Source organism: Ruminococcus sp. YRD2003 (genome assembly GCA_900109435.1).
In the GTDB taxonomy this organism is placed as follows: domain Bacteria; phylum Bacillota; class Clostridia; order Oscillospirales; family Ruminococcaceae; genus Ruminococcus; species Ruminococcus flavefaciens_G.
Window position 1 is genome coordinate 38,585 of sequence record FNZT01000004.1, and the last position, 19,246, is coordinate 57,830.

The following is a 19,246-nucleotide window of genomic DNA, read 5'->3' on the forward strand; positions in this document are numbered from 1 at the left end:
CCATAGGGGCAAAATTTGGACTAAAAGTCTTTGGAAAGGGGCTCGGGGGTGACTCCCCGCAGTGCGGGGAGATGTCGCGAAGCGACAGAGGGGACCGCCGCTGTTGGCGGAACCTTTCTTCAGAAAGGTTTCCCCCGATATATGTCCCGTAATGCTTCCGTATGAGTACAGCTTTTACAGGGTTATTGCCGCTTCGAGGGCTATCTCCATCATGTCGCGGAAGGTGGTCTGACGCTCTTCGGGCGAGGTCGCGAGACCGCGGAGAGGGCAGTCCGACACGGTAGTGATGCACAGCGCGTTCCTGCCTGTGCGGGAGGCGTTCATGTACAGTGCCGCAGACTCCATCTCAACCGCAAGCACGCCCATCTTCTGCCATATCGCAAGGCTGTTGGCGTCGTCGTAGAACTTGTCGCTCGAGAGTATGTTTCCTACGTGGAAACGGCTTCCCTTAGCCTCTGCTGCCTTTACAGCCGCAGAGAGGAGCTTCCATGATGCTGTCGGAGCATATGTGCCCGGGAGCCCGAACTGCGCTCCGTAATTGGAATCGGTGCTCGCGCTCGCGGCGATGACTACGTCGCGGAGCTCAACGTGCTCGTCGATAGCGCCCGACGTTCCGACGCGGATTATGTTCTCTACGTCGTATTCGTTGAAGAGCTCCCATGTGTAGATGCCTATGGACGGCATTCCCATGCCGCTGCCCTGTACGGACAGGCGGACGCCCTTGTAAGTGCCCGTGTATCCGAGCATTCCGCGCACCTCGTTGTAGCAGACGGGGTCTGTGAGGTAGTTCTCGGCGATGTACTTAGCTCTCAGCGGGTCGCCCGGCATGAGGACGGTTTTTGCGATGTCGCCTTTATTGGCGCTGTTGTGGGGGGTTGACATAGTGATTCCTCCTTGTATGATTTGATACTTTTTTGCAGGTCAGTCGGGAAGGGTGAACACCCCTGCACGCCATGTGCCGTCGGGGTCGATGACTGCCGAGAAAGTCCTGTTCTCGGTATAGGGACCGTCTCCCCATGCGGAGGCGTCGTAGTAGTCGCAGACGGTGAAAAACAGCTCGTCATCGGTCTTGCCGTCGTAGCTCACAACCTCAGACTTCACGTACTCGATATTCGTGCCGCGCTCTCCCGACAGGCAGTACACTCTGCCGTTGCTGTCCATGTATGTCTCGTCGATGTGGTCGGGGTATTTGTCGCTGAAAACCTTATGATAGTCTGCCTTGACGTCAGCCACGGAATTGATGCCATCCTGCGTCACAAGGTAGAACTGCCAGCCGTAGCTTCCCTCGACATACTGTGATGTATCGCAGGTATAGGGGCAGCCTATCGTGAATTTCAGATTTGTCTCATGTGCCGAATCATAGAGAAGCTGAGCTGCCGCAATGAGTGTGGCTTCGGACTGGTCGCCTGCGGGGGCATCGAATACGACAGCTCCGCTGCCGTTGTTGTGGAACACGGAGAGGTCTGCTCCTTCGGGGGCGGATGCAGGCTGTACGTCGGTGCTTACGGCGGGGGCTTCCGTGACGGCTGCTGCGGTCGTTTCCGTCTCTGCCTCGGTCACTGCTTCCTCCGTCGATGCCGCTTCCGTGGGAGCAGCCGTGGTCGCCTGACCCGCGCTCTCGGATGTCACCTTGTCTCCGCATGAAGCGAGCCCGCAGAGCATGGCTGCTGCAATTACAGTGAGAATGTGTTTTTTCATATTTATCGTCCTTTCCTGTGAATTTCTGTGTTAATCGGGCTGTATGAATACTCCAGCGCGCCATACGCCGTCAGCATCATTGACCATCGTGAAATCATGGTCATAGTCGGCGGTACTGCCGCCCCACTGTGTGCCGTCGTAGTGATTGCAGATGGTAAACTTCATCTCGTCGCCGTCAGTGCCGTCATAGCTGACTATCTCAGAACCCACGTATTCGATATCGCTGCCGCGTCCGCCTGAGGTACAATATACCCTGCCGTCCTCTTCCGTGAAGCAGATGTCTATTATTATGTTATAGTCGTATTTGGGGCTGAAGACCTTCCGATAGTCGGCGATGATATCGTCTATGGAGTTCACACCCTCGTCCTTGATGAGGAAGTATTCCTGCTCGCGTCCGTCAATAGGGTCGGTTTTCTTTATTGATTCGCCGTTAGTGTCGATATCGTAGGGGAAGCTGCCCATAGCAAACGGCGTGTTGAACTTGTAGGCGGACTGGAACAGCGCCTGCGCTGCCGCCATAAGCGTCGCATCGGACTGCTCCTCGACAGGCTTATCGAATACAACAGCACCGTCCTCATTATAGTGGAAAGCGGAGAGGTCTGCACCCTCGGGAGTGTAATCGAGTTCTATCGGCGCTCCGACGGAAGCTGCGGCTGTCGCAGTTGTTGTAGCAGCTGCTGTGGTCGTTGCCGCTGCGGTGGTGGTCGCCGCGGTCGTAGTCGCCGAGGTAGTCGAAGCACTTGTGGTCGGTGCTATGCTGTCGGAATCCGATGTCTTGTTCCCGCAGGAGCAGAGCCCGCAGAGCATGGCTGCTGCGATAACCGTTGAAATGTACTTTTTCATATTGTTCGTCCTTTCCTATTCTTCTTCGTCAAGATTGAAATCTATCGTGCCGTCGCTGACATTGACAGCGGCACATATCACCTGCACCGTGTCGCCGAGCCGATATGAAACCCCGCTGAATTTCTCGGTCAGCGCGACGGGCTCTGTGTAGTCGTATTCGCCCTCGGGGAGGGTGCGTATGTGGACAAGTCCTTCGACCGTATTCGGCAGCTCGGCATAAAAGCCGTACTCCGTAACGCCCGATATCTTCGCGGTGAAGCTTTCGCCGAGGTGCTGTTTCATATACTCTGCCTTGTAGCAGTCCTCGCACTCGCGCTCTATCGCTACCGCGCGGAGCTCCGCATTCGTCGACGTCTCAGCCGCCTTGACCGCAAAGCCGCTGTAGCGCTTGTTGAGCCATTCCTTGTCGTAGCCTGCGAGTATGTCCGTGATTATGCGGTGTATCGCGAGGTCGGGGTAGCGGCGTATCGGCGAGGTGAAGTGGGCGTAGTCCTCAAGCACGAGCCCGAAGTGTCCGAGCGGCTCTTCGGAATACTTCGCCTTCGCCATCGAGCGCAGAACCATCATATTCACCGCTTCAAACTTATCGGAGCCGCGCACGTTGTCGAGTATCGCGGCGGCGTGCGCGGGCTTGAACTCCTGAAAATGCGGGTACTCTATCCCCGCCTTGGTCAGCGCCTCGCAGAGCGCAGCCGTCTTTTCCTCGGGCGGAGTCTCGTGTATACGGTACACGAACGGAACTTGCTTCTCCCTTGCGAGCTTCGCCGCGCTCTCGTTCGCGGTGAGCATGAACTCCTCGATGATGCGCTCGGACTTGCCCCGCTCGCGCGGCTGTACGTCGCGGCATATGCCGTCCTCGCCGATGATGAGCTTGCTCTCGGTCGTTTCAAGCTCGGGGGCGTGACGACGCTGCTTCTTCGCGATGAGGACGTCGGCAAGCTCGTTCATCAGCGGGAGCTCGTCCGCTACCGAGCTGTATTTCTCGGTGATGCTGCTGTCGGCAGTTCCCGAAAGTATGGCGTTTATTTCCGAATATACGCCCTTTACGCGCGAGCGGATAACGCTCTTGCAGAAGCGGTATCCGAGGATATTCCCCTCGCTGTCGAGCTCCGTGAATGCCGTCAGAGTGAGCCTGTCCTCGTCGGGATTGAGCGAGCAGATGCCGTTCGAGAGCTCCTTCGGGAGCATCGGTATCACCTGGTCGGCGTAGTAGATGCTCGTTCCGCGGCGCATAGCCTCCTTGTCGAGCTCGCTGTTAGCCTTGACATAGTGTGAAACGTCCGCGATGTGGACTCCGAGCAGGTAGCCCTTGTCTGTCCGCGAGACGGATACTGCGTCGTCGAGGTCCTTCGACTCTGCGCTGTCTATGGTGAATATCGGCAGTCCGCGCAGGTCTTCGCGGTTGTTCAGGCTGAACTCCTGCACGCCGCCCTCCGATATCTTCTTTGCCTCCCTGAGCGCCTCCGCGGGAAATTCGCCCGGTGCGCCGTGGATATTGAGTATCGCCTGCGCACACGACGCCGCGAGCTCGCTGCTGCCGAATACCGAGGTTATCTTTACCTTGTGCTCGGCGTGGCGTCTGCCGCGGAATACTATCTCCGCGAGCACCTTGTCGCCCTCAGCGAACGGCACCGAGCCGTCCCTGACTATTATCATGTGGTTGCGCTGTGCGATATCGGGCACGAGATAGAGCTCGCCGTCGGCTTTCTCTATCCTGCCCGTGAGTGCCGAGCTGCCGAAGCTGAGTATATCCTCGACTTCGCCCTCGGGCTCGCCCGTGCGCGAGGCTATATCCGCTATGAGCACCCTGTCGCCCGGCATCGCGCCGAGCATACACTTGCCCGGGATGAAGTATTCTGTGCCGTCGTCTGTCACAGCAAAGCCGAATGTGCGGCTCAGGCGCGTCACCTCGCCGACTTTCAGCCCGAGGTCGGAACAGAGCGCCGCCTTGACGCCCTTGCGGACCGTTATCACGCCCTCGTCGCGGAGCTCCGCGAACGCTGTGACGAAGTTTTCCCTGTTGTTTTTCTTGGTGCGGCACTTCGTTTCGAGCTGTGCTACGGGCATCGTGCTCTTGCTGTTCTGCCTCAGAAACGTGACTATCTTGTGCTTGTAGCTCTCGACGCTCACCGCCGCGCCCTTCTTTTCAGGCGCTTTTTTCTTTGCTTTTCCTGCCATATTTTCCCTTTTCTTTCCTAAAGTAAAAGCCCCGTGACTTCTGTCACAGGGCGGAACGATCATTTTACGAAGATCGGCACGATGTTGAGTGCAAGTGTGATGATGAATATCAGTATACCGAGCACCCTCGTTATCTTTGCAAGTATCGCTTCACGCGATCTGCCTTCGTTCTTTGTGTAGAACGAATCCGTGCTTGCGCCTGTGAGGGCGGCTGTCATGCTGTCCTGCGACTTCTGCTCCTGCGCAAGACAGATGATTATTGTTATTACTGCGATTAAAAGGAGCACTGCTCCTCCGACGATCTCCCATACTTCCATTTTGTATACCTCCGTATCTCTCTTGTTATGAAACGGCTCCTGCCGAATATTTCAATTAGCTTTACTATTATATCACAACTCGTCTCCCATTTCAAGAGCCGTATTCCGAAAAAGCGTGAGAAAAATCACCGCCGAATTTGGTGATTTTTCACAACAGGCATAATCCCGCCTCGCGCTGAATATCCTTTCAGTATCAAACAAGGGAGGCTCATCATGCAGGACAAGACTATCAAAAAAGACCACAATATCATCATCGAGAACCGCAAAAGCATGAGCGTTTCGGGCATCACCGACGTCGACAGCTTCGACGAGAAGGCTATCTGCCTCTATACGCAGCTCGGCGAGCTCACCGTGCAGGGGCGCGAGCTGCACATCGACGCCATGAGCGTCGAGACTGGCGATATGACCATTACAGGCGACATATGGGCTGTCATCTACGGCGACCGCGACCGAAAAGGTCCGCTCTCCGCTCTCGGGAGGCTCTTCCGATGAACGTGCCCGAGACCTTCTTCTCCGTCCGCGAGGAGCTCGCTCTGTTCGGGCTCTCGTGCCTCGCGGGGGCGGCGATAGGGCTGTGCTATGACGCGCTGAGAGCGCTCCGCCTGATGATACGGCACGGGATCTGGCTGACCGCTTTCGAGGATATCGGCTTCCTTGCGGCATATGCGGTCTTCCTTTCGGCTTTCGCTGCCGCGGAGGCGCGCGGGGAGCTCCGCTTCTACTATGTCGTCGGCAACGCTCTCGGCTTCACGCTCTACTATTTCACCCTCGGCAGCATCGTCATACGCTTCTTCCGCAAGATCTTCGGCGCTCTCTCTGCCGTTTTCAGCTTCGCGGCAGCTCCGATAAGGCGCCTCTATGTACTTTTACGTAAAAAAGCAAGGCTTAAATTTGTGGGAAGTTCCAAAATTTTGCCAAAATTTAATAAAATGTTAAAATTACTATTGCCAAATCACCTGACATTGCGTTATAATGATATGGAAAATAAAAAGAGAAAGAACGTGAATAACGTTGCCAAAAAAAATTAGAACAAAAATCAAAAAGAAAGGCTTGTTCAACCGCGGACTGTTCAACCTCGCAGCAGCTGTCATTATCACAGTCTGTGCCGCGCTTATAATTACTACCGAAAGAGACTGCAGCGAAAAGGAAAAAGAACTTGCTCGTATACAGGCTAAGATAGACGCTTATAAGATCGAGAACGAGGATATGCGAAGAACTCTCGAAAGTGACGACCTCTCCGCATATATGGAAAAAATAGCGCTCGAGGAGAGAGGCTATGCCTATCCGAATGAACGCCGTTTCTACGACACATCAAGAGACTGACACGGATCCGTATTATTTGAGCAAGGAGTTTTGAAGCAGTATGCAGCTTGAGATCGGTAAGATATACACAGGCAAGGTCAAGGGTATCACCCAGTACGGCGCTTTCGTCGATATCGACGGCGGCGGCAACGGTATGGTGCATATTTCCGAGATAGCCAACACTTTCGTGAACGAGATCCGCGACCACCTCACCGAGGGACAGGAAGTCCGCGTGAAGGTCATCGGCATCAATGAGGCGGGCAAGGTGAGCCTCTCCATTAAAAAGGCAGCCGCGGAGGAAGTGCCGCAGGATAAGCCCGCACGTCCCGCGCCGCCCAGAGAGCGCAGAAGCAAGCCCAATATCTGGGAGCCTAAGAGGGTCGTGCCGCAGTCGGAGATGTCATTCGAGGACATGATGTCACATTTCAAGCAGTCCAGCGAGGAGCGTATCAGTGACCTCAAACGCTGCACCGACAGAAAAAACGGTACAAGAAGAAAATAACGTACATATGCCGCCCTTTGGGCGGCTTTTTTGTGCGGTCCTGCCACGAAGTTAAGGGCTGAGACAGGCTTTCGGTCCGCGCCGCAGACATCATTTGGGTATTGACATTTCGGCGGAAAAGTGTTATCATTTTAACGTACGTTTATTTCACCTTACCAAAGAAGGGATAACTATGGATAACAAGGAAAAAGATACGGAAAATATTACCGAAAAGTCCGAAAAATCGGACAAACCAAAAAATCAATCAGGCGGCGGCAAAAAGTCCGCTAAGTCGGGAAATGCCAAGGGCGGTGCCAATAACAGCAAGAAGCCCGAGCACTCAAAAAACAGCAAGGACGGCGCTGCAGCAGAAAAAAAGCATTCCGCCGACAAGTCCGAAAAGAATACGGCAGAACCTCATAAAAAAGCCGCTCACTCCGAGACCGCCAAGGCTGCTCCTGCTGCCGAAAAGTCCGCGGAGCCCGCTAAGAAAAAGAAAAAGCGCTTCACAAAAAAGCGCGAGTTCGCGATCTGCGCTCTCAGCTTCGCTCTCGCTTTCACCGTCTGCTTCTTCGTCCCTGCCGATACGTTTATCGCAAACCAGAACGAATTCATGGTATGCGCGCCGCGTATACTCCTGCCGCTCCTCGGTGTCGCTCTCGGTGTCTCGGCTGCGCTGATACTTATACTCAACATCTGCCTTGCCATAAACATCAAGCTCTGGAAAATCGTTGAGTGCCTGCTCGGCGGCGTGCTCATCGCGGGCTACTGGCAGGTGATGTTCGCAAACGGCAAAATGGTACAGATCACCGGCGACCCCACCGCTTACTCGGAGCGGAGTTCTGCCAACAACCTCAACTTTATCCTGTATATCACGCTGATCTTCGTGCCGCTCATCGTACTCATCATCTCGGGCGAGCTCAAAAAAGGCAAGCGCAAACGCTTCCTCTTCACTGTGCTGACTTATCTCTCCGTCATCGTGTTCCTCATGCAGGGCGTCGGCCTTGTGAGCCGTGTCGCTAAGACAGGCATCCTCAGAACCGATGACTCGCGCCTCGATAACTACCTCTCTATGGAGGATACCATGAACCTCAGCAAGGACAACAACGTCGTGGTATTCCTCACGGACAGACTCGACGCGCGCTGGCTCGAAATGACGCTCGACGAGTATCCCGAGATCAAGGACGACCTCGAGGGCTTCACCTTCTACTCCAACAACGTCGGTCGATTCACGAATACTTTCCCCTCGGTCTGCAATATGCTCACCAACTGCGAGTACTACGGTGAGGACTGGGTCGATTACTTCAAGAAGGCATGGGCGGGCGAGACCCTTCCCCGACGCCTCCACGACAACGGCTACAAGGTAAATATGCTCATCGACAACCTCGTAACGTATTCGGACTACGATGATATCAGAGACCAGTGCGATAACATCCACTCGTCCGTAAACTACGTCGATTTCAATTACTTCGGCTCGGGCGGTATCCTCAGAACTATGGGCAGATTCTCACTCGGAAAGCTCACACCCTACCTCCTCAAGAATGCTTTCCTCAAGGATATGACATCCGACTTCTCGGGCAAGTTCTACACCTCCACAGGCGAGGATGTGGCTACATTCGGCGGTACGGTGGGTCCTGACACCGATATAGAGTTCAAGGACTATATCCTCACTCACCAGATGAAGGCTGAATGCGACCAGAAGACGTTTACTTTCGTGCATCTCAATTTCGCACATGACTATAACGAAAAACTGTACTCCTTCTTCGACCCCGATTATAACGGCGAAGGTATTAACAGAGAACAGAATATGTACGGCGGTTTCAAGCTCCTCAAGATATACCTCGACAAGATGAAGGAGGCAGGCGTTTACGACAACTCCACTATCATCTTTATCGGCGACCACGGCAGACCGCCCGCCGAGATAGAGTACGCCGAGGAGGAAGAGTGGAAAACCATGCTCATCGACGGCGAGATAAGAACTTCTGTCCTCATCAAGCCCGCAGGCGCTGAGCACGCTCCCCTCATCATCAACCACGACGCTGAGCTCTCAAGCGGCGAATTCGCCGCTACTGTGCTCGAATATGCAGGCGTGGACAAGAGCGGCTTCGGCTTCAACGATTACATTGGCAAGTCATTCAATGACGTAATGGCTATGGATAACCCGCCCGCCCGTGACCTCCACGTTTACTGCTGGAAGGGCATAGGCAATATCGCTGACGTCCAGAAATACGAGGTAACAGGCGATGCCGCCGACTTCAACAACTGGAAGATAGTCGAGCGCTTCGGTCAGCCCGCGGATAAATAATGCGTAAATGCAGCACCGCACGAAGTACGTGCGGTGCTTTGCTGTATGCCGTATCTATAATTGAGGAGGACGCTTTTTAAGGGCTGTATTCATACAGAAGCAATACGGATATTAATTGAGGGAAACCCTTTCTTCAGAAAGGTTTCCCCCGATAAATGTCCCGTAATGCTTCCGTATAGGTACAGTCCTTAAAAAGCGTCCTCCTCGTATTTTATGCCATATTGCTGTCAGAGGTTTTGCCTTTAGGAGCCTTCGACAAGAGCCGCCACAAAACTGCTATGCCTGCTAAGAGGACCACGGTCGTGAATATGCTGCCCTCAATGCCGAAATCTCCGCCCGTGAGGAGCTTCGATGTGCTTCTTGCCGTCGTGCGGAACACCGATTCAGTTGTGTTTGAGCCGCTGACGCTTATGCCGTAGAAGCTGCCGTGCATGAAGTTCCATACCGAGTGTATCGCGCAGGCTCCCCATATATCGTCAAAAAGTATCATATACAGTCCCGCGAGAATACCGAACAGCATGATGTTGATGAACGGGAGCACGCCGAATCCCGGATTGAGGACGTGCGCGAGACTGAATGCGGCTGAGCTGATGCCTATAGCCACGAACGGATGATGACGTCCGCCGAGCGTGTTCATGAAAAAGCCGCGGAAGATGAATTCCTCGCTCATGCCCTGTACTCCGAAGCCGAGCATGATAAGCAGTATCGTTACATAGTCGGCGCCTTTGCAAAGTTTGATGTCGTTCACGCGGAACAGTACCGTAACAAGTGCCACCGCGGACAGGAGCAGTCCCACGCCGATGCCCTGAAGATAGTGCAGACCTGCCTTGCGCTTGGTGACGCCCATTGAACGCAGCGACCGCGCCTCGCCGAAACGGCAGTAGATCATGGATATGAGCGTGCCGAATACCGTTGAGAACAGCATGGCGATGTAGATACTGCTCTTTGAGGTCACTGCGGAGGAGATGTCGCGGATCGCGGAAAAGGTCACGCTGCTGCCCGACTGCGTGAGCTCGTCGATACGCTCGTTTATGGCGTCCTTTGCCATTATCCACGGTATCACCGACTCGGCGGCAAGTATCAGCGCCATTATCAGTATGAATGAGACTATATTCGCGGCAAGGTTCTCGGAAACCGACGATTTTTCCGATTCCGTGAACATTTTGGGTTTCAGCTCGGGCATGGGGTGCCTCCTTGAGAAAAAGTATATCGGCAACACCGCACAAAGACCGCCTGACGGCTTTGCACTGAACCTGCTTGGATATTTTCCGTCTTGGCGCGGTATTGCCTGTCTCAATTTTACCCTATATGCCGCACATTGTCAAGTGCTTGACTTAAACGCTGCAAAGTGGTAGAATTATTGGGAGATATTCTGTAAATGTATGTTGCGAAGCTGCGGGGCGATGTCTGCATCTCCCCAACGTGCTTTCATGCAGTTCCGAAATGAGGATGATTTATGGCTGACAAACTATATATGATAGTCCCGTGCTACAACGAGGAGGAAGTTCTCCCCGAGACCGCAAGGCGGCTCCGTGAGAAGTATACCTCGCTCATCGGCGCAGGGCTCATCTCTCCCGACAGCAGGGTCGTGTTCGTCAACGACGGCTCGCGGGACAGGACGTGGGACATCATTCGGGAGCTCCACGCCTCTGACCCTGTGTTCTCGGGCATCGACCTCGCCCGCAACAGCGGTCATCAGAACGCCGTGCTCGCGGGGCTTATGTCCGTCAGGGACATCTGCGATGTGTCCATAACCATGGACGCCGACCTTCAGGACGACATCAACGCGATAGACGAGATGCTCGCGAATTATTACGAGGGCAATCAGGTCGTGTACGGCGTGAGGAGCACACGAAAGACCGATACATTCTTCAAGCGCTTCACCGCGCGGAGCTTTTACCGCTTCATGAAGGCTATGGGCGCGGACGTCGTCTACGACCACGCCGATTTCCGCCTCATGAGCGCCCGTGTACTGCATGAGCTCGCGGAGTTTCGTGAGGTCAACCTCTTCCTGCGCGGGCTCGTTCCGCTCATCGGCTTCAAGAGCTGCATTGTCTATTACGAGCGCCATGAGCGCTTCGCGGGGAAGAGCAAATACCCGTTCGGGAAAATGCTGTCATTCGCCGTCAACGGCATAACCTCGTTCAGCACAAAGCCGCTCAAGCTCATAACCGCTATCGGCTTCATAATGTCCGTGATAAGCGCCTGCGCCATTATCTGGGCGTTCATCGTCAAGCTGCTCGGGCATTCGGAGCTCGGGTGGTCAAGCACAATGTGCTCGATATGGTTCATCGGCGGGATACAGATACTCGCCCTCGGTATCATCGGCGAGTACATCGGGAAGATATATGCCGAGGTAAAACGGCGGCCGCGCTATATAGTCGCGGAATTCATAAACGACGGAGACAATTGCGATGCTGAAAAAAATCCTTGACCCCAAATGCTGCGCAAAATGCAGGTTCTGCTGCGTTTTCGACAGGTACGACGCGTGGGAGACTCCCGTTTTTACAGAGGAACAGCGTGACCGTATCCGCGCTTTCAAGCCCGATACCCCATTTGCCGTCAAGGACGGCGGCTTCATCCTCAGAGTCTCGGAATTCGACGAGAACGGTCTGTTTACCTGTCCCGCACTCACCGAGACGGGCTGTATGCTCGGCGACGATAAGCCGTTCGACTGCCGCATCTGGCCGTACAGGATAATGTATGTCGGAGGCAGGCGGGCTATCGTCATAGCTTCCAACTGCGAGGAGATGTTCAACCGCCCGCTTGCCGAGCTCGTGGGCTTTCTGAAAAATGGTGCGGCAGACGAGATATTCGCCTACGCCGACCTCCACCCCGAGATAGTCAAGCCCTATTACGAGGGCTTCCCCGTGCTTTTGTTTGAACAGAAAAGCAGGCTATGAATCCATTTCGCCGAGACCTGCGAAGTCCGCTTCGTCGTGCTTGTGCTGCATATACAGTACCACAAAGGCGGCTATCATATAGGGGATGCCCGCTACCAAGCCGATGTCCATAGGTCCGAACACCGAGCGTTCGTAGTGTCCGTCGGCCCGCAGTATACACGGGTCGAACGACGAATTTACCGCTCCGTGGAACAGTCCGCACAGCCATATGCAGCGGGTCTTTTCATACAGCCAGTTCGAGATGGCGCCTGTGGTAATGCAGAATATGGTGAACGCGAACAGTCCGAGAATGGGGGCTCCGATGTAGTCCCTGCCGTACTCGTAGCCCGCAAGGAGCATGAGCGGGAAGTGCCACGCTCCGTGTATGGCTCCGCCGAGAATGACGCCCTTCGTTCTGCCGAAGCGTTCTCTCAGCTCGGGATACATGAAGCCGCGCCAGCCTATCTCCTCGCCCAGCCCCAATACTGCCGAGGGAATTATGAAGAACGAGGTGAACGAGCTGAATAACTCGCGTATCACGTACCACGTGTACGAGCCGCCGCTCTCCTGACACTGTATGTATTTGTCGCGGTCGATATCGCGCACGAAGTTGCCCGCGGTCGCGAAGTCGTCGGGAAAGGCGATGTAGTACACCACCGCGCCGAGAACAGCAAAAACAGTCGGAGCAAGCCACGCGATAAGCAGATATCTTGCGCCATTTCCGAATACAGGCTTCCAGCCCAGCTTGCGGAAATCAGCTCCTGCGATGAGAGCTCCTATCGTCGGCATGAGCATACACGCCGAGAGCGAATAGCTGAACGTCATCATTCCTGCTGCGCCTGCGTTTTCGTAGTCGCGGACACCTATTGCCATCAGCAGCCACGACGCAGCAAAGGTAAAGAGAAGATATTTTGCAAGCTTGGGCATTTAAGCAGCCTCCCTTCGTACAACGTCTTCTATTGCTTCGGATAATAAGACGGCATCAATAGTATATCACCGAGCGTCGGAAAAGTCAACCGCACAGACGGCAATCTTTATAAAAATATCTGCTGAACTCTTGATTTTTTCAGCGAAACGTGCTATCATATAATTGTAATATTTTATGAAAGAAGGTATTCCGCTATGGATATCAAAGCAAAGATCGAAGAACTCGTGAACAAGGTGAAGAACGACAAGGACTTCGCCGCAAAATTCAAGGATGACCCCGTTAAGGCTGTTGAGGGCGTTCTCGGAGTTGACCTCCCCGACGACCAGATAAACAAGATCGTCGACGGCGTTAAGGCTAAGGTGACTGCCGACGGTATCGGCGGCAAGATAGGCAGCATTATCGACAAGATCACTGGCAAGGACGATTGATAAAAAAGTTTGAGGAAGAGCCGCAAGGACTCTTCCTCATTTTTTGTGCGAAAAACACGTATTTAGGCAACACCGCACAAAGCTTGTGCTGGAGATGCGCCGACAGATTTTTCGTCAGATTGTATAGAAATTCCGCAGGCATACTGACGTATGTCAAGGAATTTCTGTGCAAGATGACGGAAAATATGCAAGCATATCCAGTACAAAGCATTCAGGCGGGCTTTGTGCGGTGTTGCCTTTACTTTCCTGTGAGCCGTTTGATGATGTAGCGGCCGCTGAGCTTGCCGCTCTTGCCGATGTTGTATACGCGCTCTTCGTATATCTTCTGTATCTTCTGCGCATATTCCTCGCGCCTTGCGAGCATATCCGCTATCGTTCCGTTCGTCTTTTCAAGCTCGTCCGGCTTGACAACAGCGCCTATCTCGGTCCTGAGCGTAAGGTTCATCGGCTGCATACCGAGCTTGTCGTACTCGTTGTTCATCACCTTCATCGGAGTGTCGATAAACAGCACGGGACGCTTTGTGATGAATGAGAACTCCCATGCGATATCGCTCCAGTCGGTGATGAGTATGTCCGACTCCATTACGGGGTTGTTTGATGAGAAATCGGTCTGCACCGTTACGTTTTTGTTATCCTTGAACTTTTCCTTGAGGTCCTCGAATTTCTCGGGCTCATGCTTGACCTGCTGAGGGTGAGGACGGAGGATTATCTCGTAATCCGTCTTGCTGAGTTCGCTGAGGAGGCCGTCTATGCAGAGGTCGATGATGTTGTCGGCCTGCCATGACGGAGCAATGAGTATCTTCGGTACCTCATTCGCCGTATGCTCAGTGCTGTTGTACGCTTCGAGCATATCGTCCATGAGCGGGTAGCCTGTCTCGACGAGACGCTTCTTGGGGGTCTTGTACAGCTCCTCGGAAGCACGTATCTCCTCGAACTGGTCAATGCCAGGGACAAGTATCGTATCGAACCAGTCGAGCGCTCCCTTTCGGAAGGTGACGATACTGCCTATGCCGTGGCTCGCGAATACGTACTCGACGTCTTTCTTCACGCGCGAGCGCTTGATGTGGTACTTTTCGAGGTCGGGCATGGTCATTACCACCATGTCACATTCGAGCTTCATGAACAGCGGAACGAGGCGTCTGTCCGAGCCGATGTAGTAGGGGTGTATCTGCGGACGGGTATCCTCGAATATCTTGTCATTCGGGTCGCTCGTCACGTAGTGGATGTCAAGGTCGGAGTGCTCGCAGATGTAGTCGATAGTTCCCTTGAAATACTTGTAGAAGCCGTTCGATTCGGAGTAGAACATGAGCTTCATATCCTGTACGGCGAAGAACTTTTTGTAGTCCTCCTTCTCGCGGGCGTTGTACTTCTTGTGCTGCTTTTCCTTCTCTATGCGCTGCTCGTTCATCTTCTTGAGGTACTCGTAGTCGATGTACTTCTTGGGCGGCATACAGATGTTGTAAAGGAACATGAACGGGATAGCGAACAGATTGCCGAATATCCAGTACAGACCCACGCCTGCGGGTACGAGGAAGGCGAAGTAGGTCGAGAACGCTATCATGAACAGCGTTGTCAGTATCTTGTTCAGGCTGCCCTGTGATACCTGCAAAACGTTTATCTTGTTCTGTATCACGCACATGAGCCATGCGCTGAATCCCGAGAAGAACGGTATCAGGAGCAGGATGTAGTCGTGCTTGAACGACGGGGTCTTGCTCAGGTCTATGCCGAGGAACATCATGTTCAGTTCCTTTATCTGCTCTGCGGGGGCGAGCAGCATATCGGGCAGGGCGTGTCCGTCGGGGATGAGCGCGCCCTTTATCAGGCTGACTATCTCGAGCTGGTAGGAGTTCTCCGCGAGCTTTGAGGCGTCCGCGAAGGTGGCGAGCCAGTCCTTGAAATTGTCGATAATACCTGCGTCAAACTGGAGTATGAACGTCAGCGGGTGATACATTACGTACACCAGTCCGAGTACGAGCGGTATCTGTATGAGCAGAGGCACCGAGCTCAGCAGCGGGTGGTAGTGGTACTTCTTGTAGAGCTTGAGCTGCTCTTCGCCGAGCTTGTCCTTGTCGTCGATGTATTTTATTTTGAGGGCGTTCTCTTCGGGCATCAGGCGCACCATATTTATCGAATTCTTCTGCGTTACCATATTCAGCGGGAACAGCAGTATCTTCGTCAGAAAGGTGAAGATGATGATGCTCAGACCATAGTCGCCGACTATGTTGAATATGAACGTCATCGCCTTGCCGAGGATATTGCCTAAAAAGCTTATTACAACCATCAGTGCTCCCCTGTATTACTCGTCGTCCTCGTCGTCGAGGAGGTCATCGGCTGTGATAACGTCCTTGCCGTCTTCTGCGCCCTTCATCTCGGCTGCGGGAGTGCTGTCGTCGGGCTTTTTCTTCTTTACGGCGTTCTTCATCTTTCTCCAGTAGATACCGAGGACGGTACCGACTGTGATGACTACGCCTGCTACTATCTGTATTATGAGCGTTGTGGAGCTCGGGTCGAGGTATGCAAGTTTTGCTGCCGCAGATACTGCGGTCATCATTATAATATTTTCCATAGTTTCTCCTTTGTATTTCGTTGTATTCTGCTTATTGTCAAAAAACTGACAACTTATATTATACCACTGTTAATAAAATATGTCAATCCTGATTTTTGCCCGAAATATCCCTTTTTATTCGGGCGATTATGTGGAAATCGCGAGCGCGGGCGGGACGGAAAACGCCGACTCCTGCAATTATGCGGAAGTCGGCGCTGTTTGCGTTATTCGGTCTCTGCGTCCTCGGAGGAGGGCTCTTCGCTGTCGGACGGGGCTGCTGCTTCGGTAGTATCGGCGGTCTCCTGTCCGAGCTCGGTCTTTTCGTCAAGGTGGACCGTAACGATGAAGCCGTCGGAATTATTTCCCGATATATCGTACTTACAGCCGCTCGGCACGGGTACGTTGGTGGTCTCGTCGCCGTCCGAGGAGGGGGTGAAGAATATCTCGTAGCGGCTTCCGTCGTCGGCTGTGACTTGCAGATGCTCGCTCTCGTAATTGTACTTGTCGCGGAGAAGGTCGATGTACTCCTCGAGGCACAGGTCGTTCTTGGTCATATAGGTCGCATGGGGGACGCCCACGTAGCGGAAATGCCACGGCTCGGAGCGTATCTGCGTTATCTTTTCCTTTTTCTCGGTATAGCGCACCACAAAGCCGTATTTATAGCAGTTCTCGTTTATCCATGCGAAATCGCCCTCTCCCTGATAGTCGAGGTCGGTCGTTTCGGTGAAGTCGAAGGCAAGCCCTGTTTCGTGCTCGCTGTGACCCGGGAGAGCTGCCCGCGGGAAGCCGTCTTCGTCGGTCTCGCCGTTGTATCTGTCGTATATCTCCTGCTGATACTGCTTCGAGCGGTATGAACCGTATATCTGGAGCGTATCATTGTTGTAGAGCTTGTAGAAGTCCTCCGTCAGCTTCACCATCGGCTCGTAGGCGGGACGGAGAATGGTGTAGGTATTCTCTGCGACAGTGAAGAAGTCTATGCCGCGCTCATTGTTCATATCGGCGATGTTCACGAGGTCTTCTTCGCCCATGCCGAAATACTCGTGCTCGTTGTTTACGAGGACGAGGTCGCCGTAAAATTTGTCCTTTGTCGGGACTTCGGCGTATGAGAATACCACCTTTTCTGCGTCGGGCAGGATATCCGCAGGCTCTTCCTGCTCTGCCTCCTCCGCAGCTTTTACATAGCTCGACGACGGGACTGTTTTCATATTGCTGTATGCGCTGTATACGTTATATCCGCCAGCGCCGAGAATGACCGCACATATCACGAGCTGGGTCAGGTTCTTGGCTCTGTTTATGCTCTTTTCTTTGTTTATATCCTTTGGCATCAGCGTCATCTCCATTCTGCCGAAAACACGGCTGTCTGTTCCTTTTTTGCGGAAGCTCCGCACTACACAGGATATATTATATCACACTTCTGCGAAAAAAACAGCTTTTTGCGGTCAAATTTGTATCAGTGACAAATATCGGTTTGTGTTTTTACAAACAAACAGTGCATTTTGCACATTGTGAGGCGTGGAAAAGAACGTGAGATTCGGTGTTTTTGTATAAAATTGACAAAATATACTATTTGTCATTGTTACCCACGTTATTTTGTACAAATGAACAGGGGGCGAATCTGCTGTAATTCACAATCTTTCGTGAAACGCTTGCATATGCCGCACTTTGATGATATAATAAAATCGTATAGAATGCGCTTATGTGCAGTTCGCTTGACCTCTTTCGGCATCGTGCGACCGCATCTTCAGCCTCCATTCCATTTTTAGTGAAGGAGTGATTTCATGATATGTCCGTCATGCGGAACAAACAATGAGAAGGGTTTCAAGTTCTGCGTAAAATGCGGCAGCAATCTTGAAAACCCTCAGGAAGTCAATTATGAACAGGTGGATATGGGCGGCTATCACACGGAGGAGGAGTTCAACTCCGCGAGCAAGGGCTTTACCGTCGGTAACGGTACATTCACGATAAACGACCGCACTTCGGCTTCCTCCGCTTCTGACATTTACACAGCCGATGAGCTGAATGACTCGGACGAGGAGTTCGACTTCAGTATGTACGACGAGCCCTTTATCCCAAGACTCGATTCAGACAGGCTCAATCTGCCGCAGACAGGCAGCGAGCCCTTACAGCCTCAGCAGGGCGTGCCTCAGCAGCAGCCTGTGATGGGCGGTCTGCCGAATCAGCCCGCTATGGGCGGTATCCCGCAGCCGCAGGGCGCTCCTATGGGCGCGAACCCGTATATGAACCAGCAGCAGATGATGTACAGTCAGCCGCAGATTATCGGCTATGACCCCAACGGTATGCCCGTTTACAGCCAGCCGCAGCCTATGATGTACGCTCAGCCGCAGATTATCGGCTATGACCAGAACGGTATGCCCGTCTATGCTCAGGCTCCGCCTATCATTTACGGTCAGCCGCAGATCATCGGCTACGACCCCAACGGTATGCCCGTTTACAGCCAGCCGCAGCCTATGATGTACGCTCAGCCGCAGATAATCGGCTATGACCAGAACGGTATGCCTGTCTATGCTCAGGCTCCGCCTATGACAGCTCCCGAGCCGCAGCCTCAGCAGGGTGCGCCGCAGGGTATGCAGACTATGCAGGGGATGCCCGCGATGCCGCAGCAGCCTATGCAGGGGATGCCTGCGATGCCCGCTATGCCTTCTATGCCGCAGCAGGGCGCTAACAGTATGTACGGTATGCCCGCGCTCCCAAAAGCTCCTCAGAAACAGGAGCAGGAGGAACTCGTCGATGTATCGGAGGATTTCTGGAAGTTCTTCGACGGCGGTGCCGCTACCAAGCATAAGGAGAGCGACCCCGAGGACTTCTTCGGTAAGTCTCACGGCGGTATGGGCGACCTCGGCAGCCTTCGGCACAACGATAAGAAAAAGACCAGCTATATGAACGATACCCCCATCGTTGACGCGAATAAGCTCGCCCATAACGACGCGGATAAGTTCAACAGATTCTATATGCGGCAGACCGATACCGTCAACGCTGACGACCTCGCCGCAAACGAACACGTTAAAACTCAGGACCGTATGGGTGTGACCCGTCAGGTCGACGCGGGTATGCTCTCGGAAAAGCTTACAGGCAAGTCGCGCATCACTATGTATACAGCAGGTGAAGCCAATCCCGATTCGCTCGAGGCTTATGTCCCCGAGCACAAGGCCTCCATGATGGACGGCGACCTGCACGCGGTAGAGGCTCTTCCGAAAAAGAAGAACCCATATGAGAGCGAGCTTGACAAGATCGAGCTCCCTGAGTATATGCAGGCTAAGAAGACTGTGCGTGAGGAGACGATAGAAATACCGTCGATACCGCAGGTCGGAATAGATTAAT

General features: G+C 53.5%; 19 protein-coding genes. 9 read left to right on the forward strand and 10 right to left on the reverse strand.

Annotated features, from left to right (window positions below; translation table 11 throughout):
- Positions 1 to 174: 174 nt before the first annotated feature.
- Genes deoD through secG form a run of 5 tightly spaced genes read right to left on the reverse strand, consistent with a single transcriptional unit; the run spans position 175 to position 5,036 of the window.
- On the reverse strand, positions 175 to 882 hold the full coding sequence (gene deoD / locus BMX22_RS03095; protein ID WP_074740562.1) for a purine-nucleoside phosphorylase: 708 nt from the start codon (positions 880 to 882) through the stop codon (positions 175 to 177).
- A gap of 39 nt (positions 883 to 921) precedes the next feature.
- Complete coding sequence (locus tag BMX22_RS03100) at positions 922 to 1,698, reverse strand: hypothetical protein (RefSeq protein ID WP_074740564.1); 777 nt, start codon at positions 1,696 to 1,698, stop codon at positions 922 to 924.
- Between the two features lie 30 nt (positions 1,699 to 1,728).
- On the reverse strand, positions 1,729 to 2,541 hold the full coding sequence (locus BMX22_RS03105; RefSeq protein ID WP_074740565.1) for a hypothetical protein: 813 nt from the start codon (positions 2,539 to 2,541) through the stop codon (positions 1,729 to 1,731).
- A 15-nt stretch (positions 2,542 to 2,556) separates the two neighbouring features.
- Positions 2,557 to 4,719, reverse strand: a complete 2,163-nt coding sequence (rnr, locus tag BMX22_RS03110) for a ribonuclease R (protein WP_074740567.1) — start codon at positions 4,717 to 4,719, stop codon at positions 2,557 to 2,559.
- 59 nt (positions 4,720 to 4,778) lie between these two features.
- Complete coding sequence (secG, locus tag BMX22_RS03115; protein ID WP_074740569.1) at positions 4,779 to 5,036, reverse strand: preprotein translocase subunit SecG; 258 nt, start codon at positions 5,034 to 5,036, stop codon at positions 4,779 to 4,781.
- Positions 5,037 to 5,249: 213 nt separating this feature from the next.
- Between secG and yabP the strand changes: the two genes are divergently transcribed.
- The 5 genes from yabP to BMX22_RS03140 all read left to right on the forward strand — a co-directional run bounded on the left by yabP (position 5,250) and on the right by BMX22_RS03140 (position 9,124).
- Positions 5,250 to 5,528: a sporulation protein YabP gene (yabP, locus tag BMX22_RS03120; RefSeq protein ID WP_074740571.1), complete on the forward strand. Its 279-nt coding sequence runs from the start codon at positions 5,250 to 5,252 to the stop codon at positions 5,526 to 5,528.
- Positions 5,525 to 6,064, forward strand: coding sequence for a spore cortex biosynthesis protein YabQ (gene yabQ / locus BMX22_RS03125; RefSeq protein WP_074740573.1), 540 nt, complete (start codon positions 5,525 to 5,527; stop codon positions 6,062 to 6,064). The genes yabP and yabQ overlap by 4 nt, the downstream gene beginning before the upstream one ends.
- Positions 6,048 to 6,359, forward strand: coding sequence for a hypothetical protein (locus tag BMX22_RS03130; protein ID WP_143055466.1), 312 nt, complete (start codon positions 6,048 to 6,050; stop codon positions 6,357 to 6,359). Before yabQ ends, BMX22_RS03130 begins: the two co-directional genes overlap by 17 nt.
- A 40-nt stretch (positions 6,360 to 6,399) precedes the next feature.
- Complete coding sequence (locus BMX22_RS03135) at positions 6,400 to 6,840, forward strand: S1 RNA-binding domain-containing protein (RefSeq protein WP_074740577.1); 441 nt, start codon at positions 6,400 to 6,402, stop codon at positions 6,838 to 6,840.
- A 172-nt stretch (positions 6,841 to 7,012) separates the two neighbouring features.
- Positions 7,013 to 9,124: a sulfatase-like hydrolase/transferase gene (locus BMX22_RS03140; RefSeq protein ID WP_074740579.1), complete on the forward strand. Its 2,112-nt coding sequence runs from the start codon at positions 7,013 to 7,015 to the stop codon at positions 9,122 to 9,124.
- A gap of 211 nt (positions 9,125 to 9,335) precedes the next feature.
- Here the strand turns inward: BMX22_RS03140 and BMX22_RS03145 are convergent, their stop codons facing one another.
- Positions 9,336 to 10,307: a CPBP family intramembrane glutamic endopeptidase gene (locus tag BMX22_RS03145; protein WP_074740581.1), complete on the reverse strand. Its 972-nt coding sequence runs from the start codon at positions 10,305 to 10,307 to the stop codon at positions 9,336 to 9,338.
- 273 nt (positions 10,308 to 10,580) lie between these two features.
- Between BMX22_RS03145 and BMX22_RS03150 the strand changes: the two genes are divergently transcribed.
- Complete coding sequence (locus tag BMX22_RS03150; RefSeq protein WP_074740583.1) at positions 10,581 to 11,558, forward strand: glycosyltransferase family 2 protein; 978 nt, start codon at positions 10,581 to 10,583, stop codon at positions 11,556 to 11,558.
- Positions 11,539 to 12,027: a hypothetical protein gene (locus BMX22_RS16010; RefSeq protein ID WP_074740930.1), complete on the forward strand. Its 489-nt coding sequence runs from the start codon at positions 11,539 to 11,541 to the stop codon at positions 12,025 to 12,027. Before BMX22_RS03150 ends, BMX22_RS16010 begins: the two co-directional genes overlap by 20 nt.
- Here BMX22_RS16010 and BMX22_RS03160 read toward each other — a convergent pair.
- Positions 12,022 to 12,933 (reverse strand): CPBP family intramembrane glutamic endopeptidase, encoded by a 912-nt coding sequence (locus tag BMX22_RS03160; RefSeq protein WP_074740585.1) that lies wholly within the window; start codon positions 12,931 to 12,933, stop codon positions 12,022 to 12,024. The genes BMX22_RS16010 and BMX22_RS03160 overlap by 6 nt on opposite strands.
- A 195-nt stretch (positions 12,934 to 13,128) precedes the next feature.
- Here BMX22_RS03160 and BMX22_RS03165 point away from each other — a divergent pair, with 195 nt between their 5' ends.
- Complete coding sequence (locus BMX22_RS03165; protein ID WP_074740587.1) at positions 13,129 to 13,362, forward strand: hypothetical protein; 234 nt, start codon at positions 13,129 to 13,131, stop codon at positions 13,360 to 13,362.
- A gap of 238 nt (positions 13,363 to 13,600) precedes the next feature.
- Here BMX22_RS03165 and yidC read toward each other — a convergent pair whose 3' ends face one another.
- The 3 genes from yidC to BMX22_RS03180 form a co-directional block, all read right to left on the reverse strand.
- Positions 13,601 to 15,643 carry a membrane protein insertase YidC gene (gene yidC / locus BMX22_RS03170; RefSeq protein WP_074740589.1) on the reverse strand — a complete coding sequence of 681 codons (2,043 nt, stop codon included), beginning with the start codon at positions 15,641 to 15,643 and terminating at the stop codon, positions 13,601 to 13,603.
- A gap of 15 nt (positions 15,644 to 15,658) precedes the next feature.
- A complete protein-coding gene (locus BMX22_RS03175) occupies positions 15,659 to 15,928 on the reverse strand; it encodes a hypothetical protein (protein WP_074740591.1) in 270 nt (89 codons plus the stop codon).
- A 203-nt stretch (positions 15,929 to 16,131) separates the two neighbouring features.
- The gene (locus BMX22_RS03180; RefSeq protein ID WP_074740592.1) at positions 16,132 to 17,232 is read right to left on the reverse strand and encodes a M15 family metallopeptidase; all 1,101 of its coding nucleotides are present in this window, start codon (positions 17,230 to 17,232) and stop codon (positions 16,132 to 16,134) included.
- Positions 17,233 to 17,685: 453 nt separating this feature from the next.
- On the opposite strand from BMX22_RS03180, the gene BMX22_RS03185 reads away from it, so the two are divergent.
- On the forward strand, positions 17,686 to 19,245 hold the full coding sequence (locus BMX22_RS03185; protein ID WP_074740594.1) for a zinc ribbon domain-containing protein: 1,560 nt from the start codon (positions 17,686 to 17,688) through the stop codon (positions 19,243 to 19,245).
- Position 19,246 lies beyond the last annotated feature (1 nt).

What these genes read in the sequence shown, in the direction of transcription:
- deoD (WP_074740562.1), bottom strand. Translation starts at nt 882, where the DNA reads ATGTCAACCCCCCACAACAGCGCCAATAAAGGCGACATCGCAAAAACC.
- BMX22_RS03100 (WP_074740564.1), bottom strand. Translation starts at nt 1,698, where the DNA reads ATGAAAAAACACATTCTCACTGTAATTGCAGCAGCCATGCTCTGCGGG.
- BMX22_RS03105 (WP_074740565.1), bottom strand. Translation starts at nt 2,541, where the DNA reads ATGAAAAAGTACATTTCAACGGTTATCGCAGCAGCCATGCTCTGCGGG.
- rnr (WP_074740567.1), bottom strand. Translation starts at nt 4,719, where the DNA reads ATGGCAGGAAAAGCAAAGAAAAAAGCGCCTGAAAAGAAGGGCGCGGCG.
- secG (WP_074740569.1), bottom strand. Translation starts at nt 5,036, where the DNA reads ATGGAAGTATGGGAGATCGTCGGAGGAGCAGTGCTCCTTTTAATCGCA.
- yabP (WP_074740571.1), top strand. Translation starts at nt 5,250, where the DNA reads ATGCAGGACAAGACTATCAAAAAAGACCACAATATCATCATCGAGAAC.
- yabQ (WP_074740573.1), top strand. Translation starts at nt 5,525, where the DNA reads ATGAACGTGCCCGAGACCTTCTTCTCCGTCCGCGAGGAGCTCGCTCTG.
- BMX22_RS03135 (WP_074740577.1), top strand. Translation starts at nt 6,400, where the DNA reads ATGCAGCTTGAGATCGGTAAGATATACACAGGCAAGGTCAAGGGTATC.
- BMX22_RS03140 (WP_074740579.1), top strand. Translation starts at nt 7,013, where the DNA reads ATGGATAACAAGGAAAAAGATACGGAAAATATTACCGAAAAGTCCGAA.
- BMX22_RS03145 (WP_074740581.1), bottom strand. Translation starts at nt 10,307, where the DNA reads ATGCCCGAGCTGAAACCCAAAATGTTCACGGAATCGGAAAAATCGTCG.
- BMX22_RS03150 (WP_074740583.1), top strand. Translation starts at nt 10,581, where the DNA reads ATGGCTGACAAACTATATATGATAGTCCCGTGCTACAACGAGGAGGAA.
- BMX22_RS16010 (WP_074740930.1), top strand. Translation starts at nt 11,539, where the DNA reads ATGCTGAAAAAAATCCTTGACCCCAAATGCTGCGCAAAATGCAGGTTC.
- BMX22_RS03160 (WP_074740585.1), bottom strand. Translation starts at nt 12,933, where the DNA reads ATGCCCAAGCTTGCAAAATATCTTCTCTTTACCTTTGCTGCGTCGTGG.
- BMX22_RS03165 (WP_074740587.1), top strand. Translation starts at nt 13,129, where the DNA reads ATGGATATCAAAGCAAAGATCGAAGAACTCGTGAACAAGGTGAAGAAC.
- yidC (WP_074740589.1), bottom strand. Translation starts at nt 15,643, where the DNA reads ATGGTTGTAATAAGCTTTTTAGGCAATATCCTCGGCAAGGCGATGACG.
- BMX22_RS03175 (WP_074740591.1), bottom strand. Translation starts at nt 15,928, where the DNA reads ATGGAAAATATTATAATGATGACCGCAGTATCTGCGGCAGCAAAACTT.
- BMX22_RS03180 (WP_074740592.1), bottom strand. Translation starts at nt 17,232, where the DNA reads ATGCCAAAGGATATAAACAAAGAAAAGAGCATAAACAGAGCCAAGAAC.
- BMX22_RS03185 (WP_074740594.1), top strand. Translation starts at nt 17,686, where the DNA reads ATGATATGTCCGTCATGCGGAACAAACAATGAGAAGGGTTTCAAGTTC.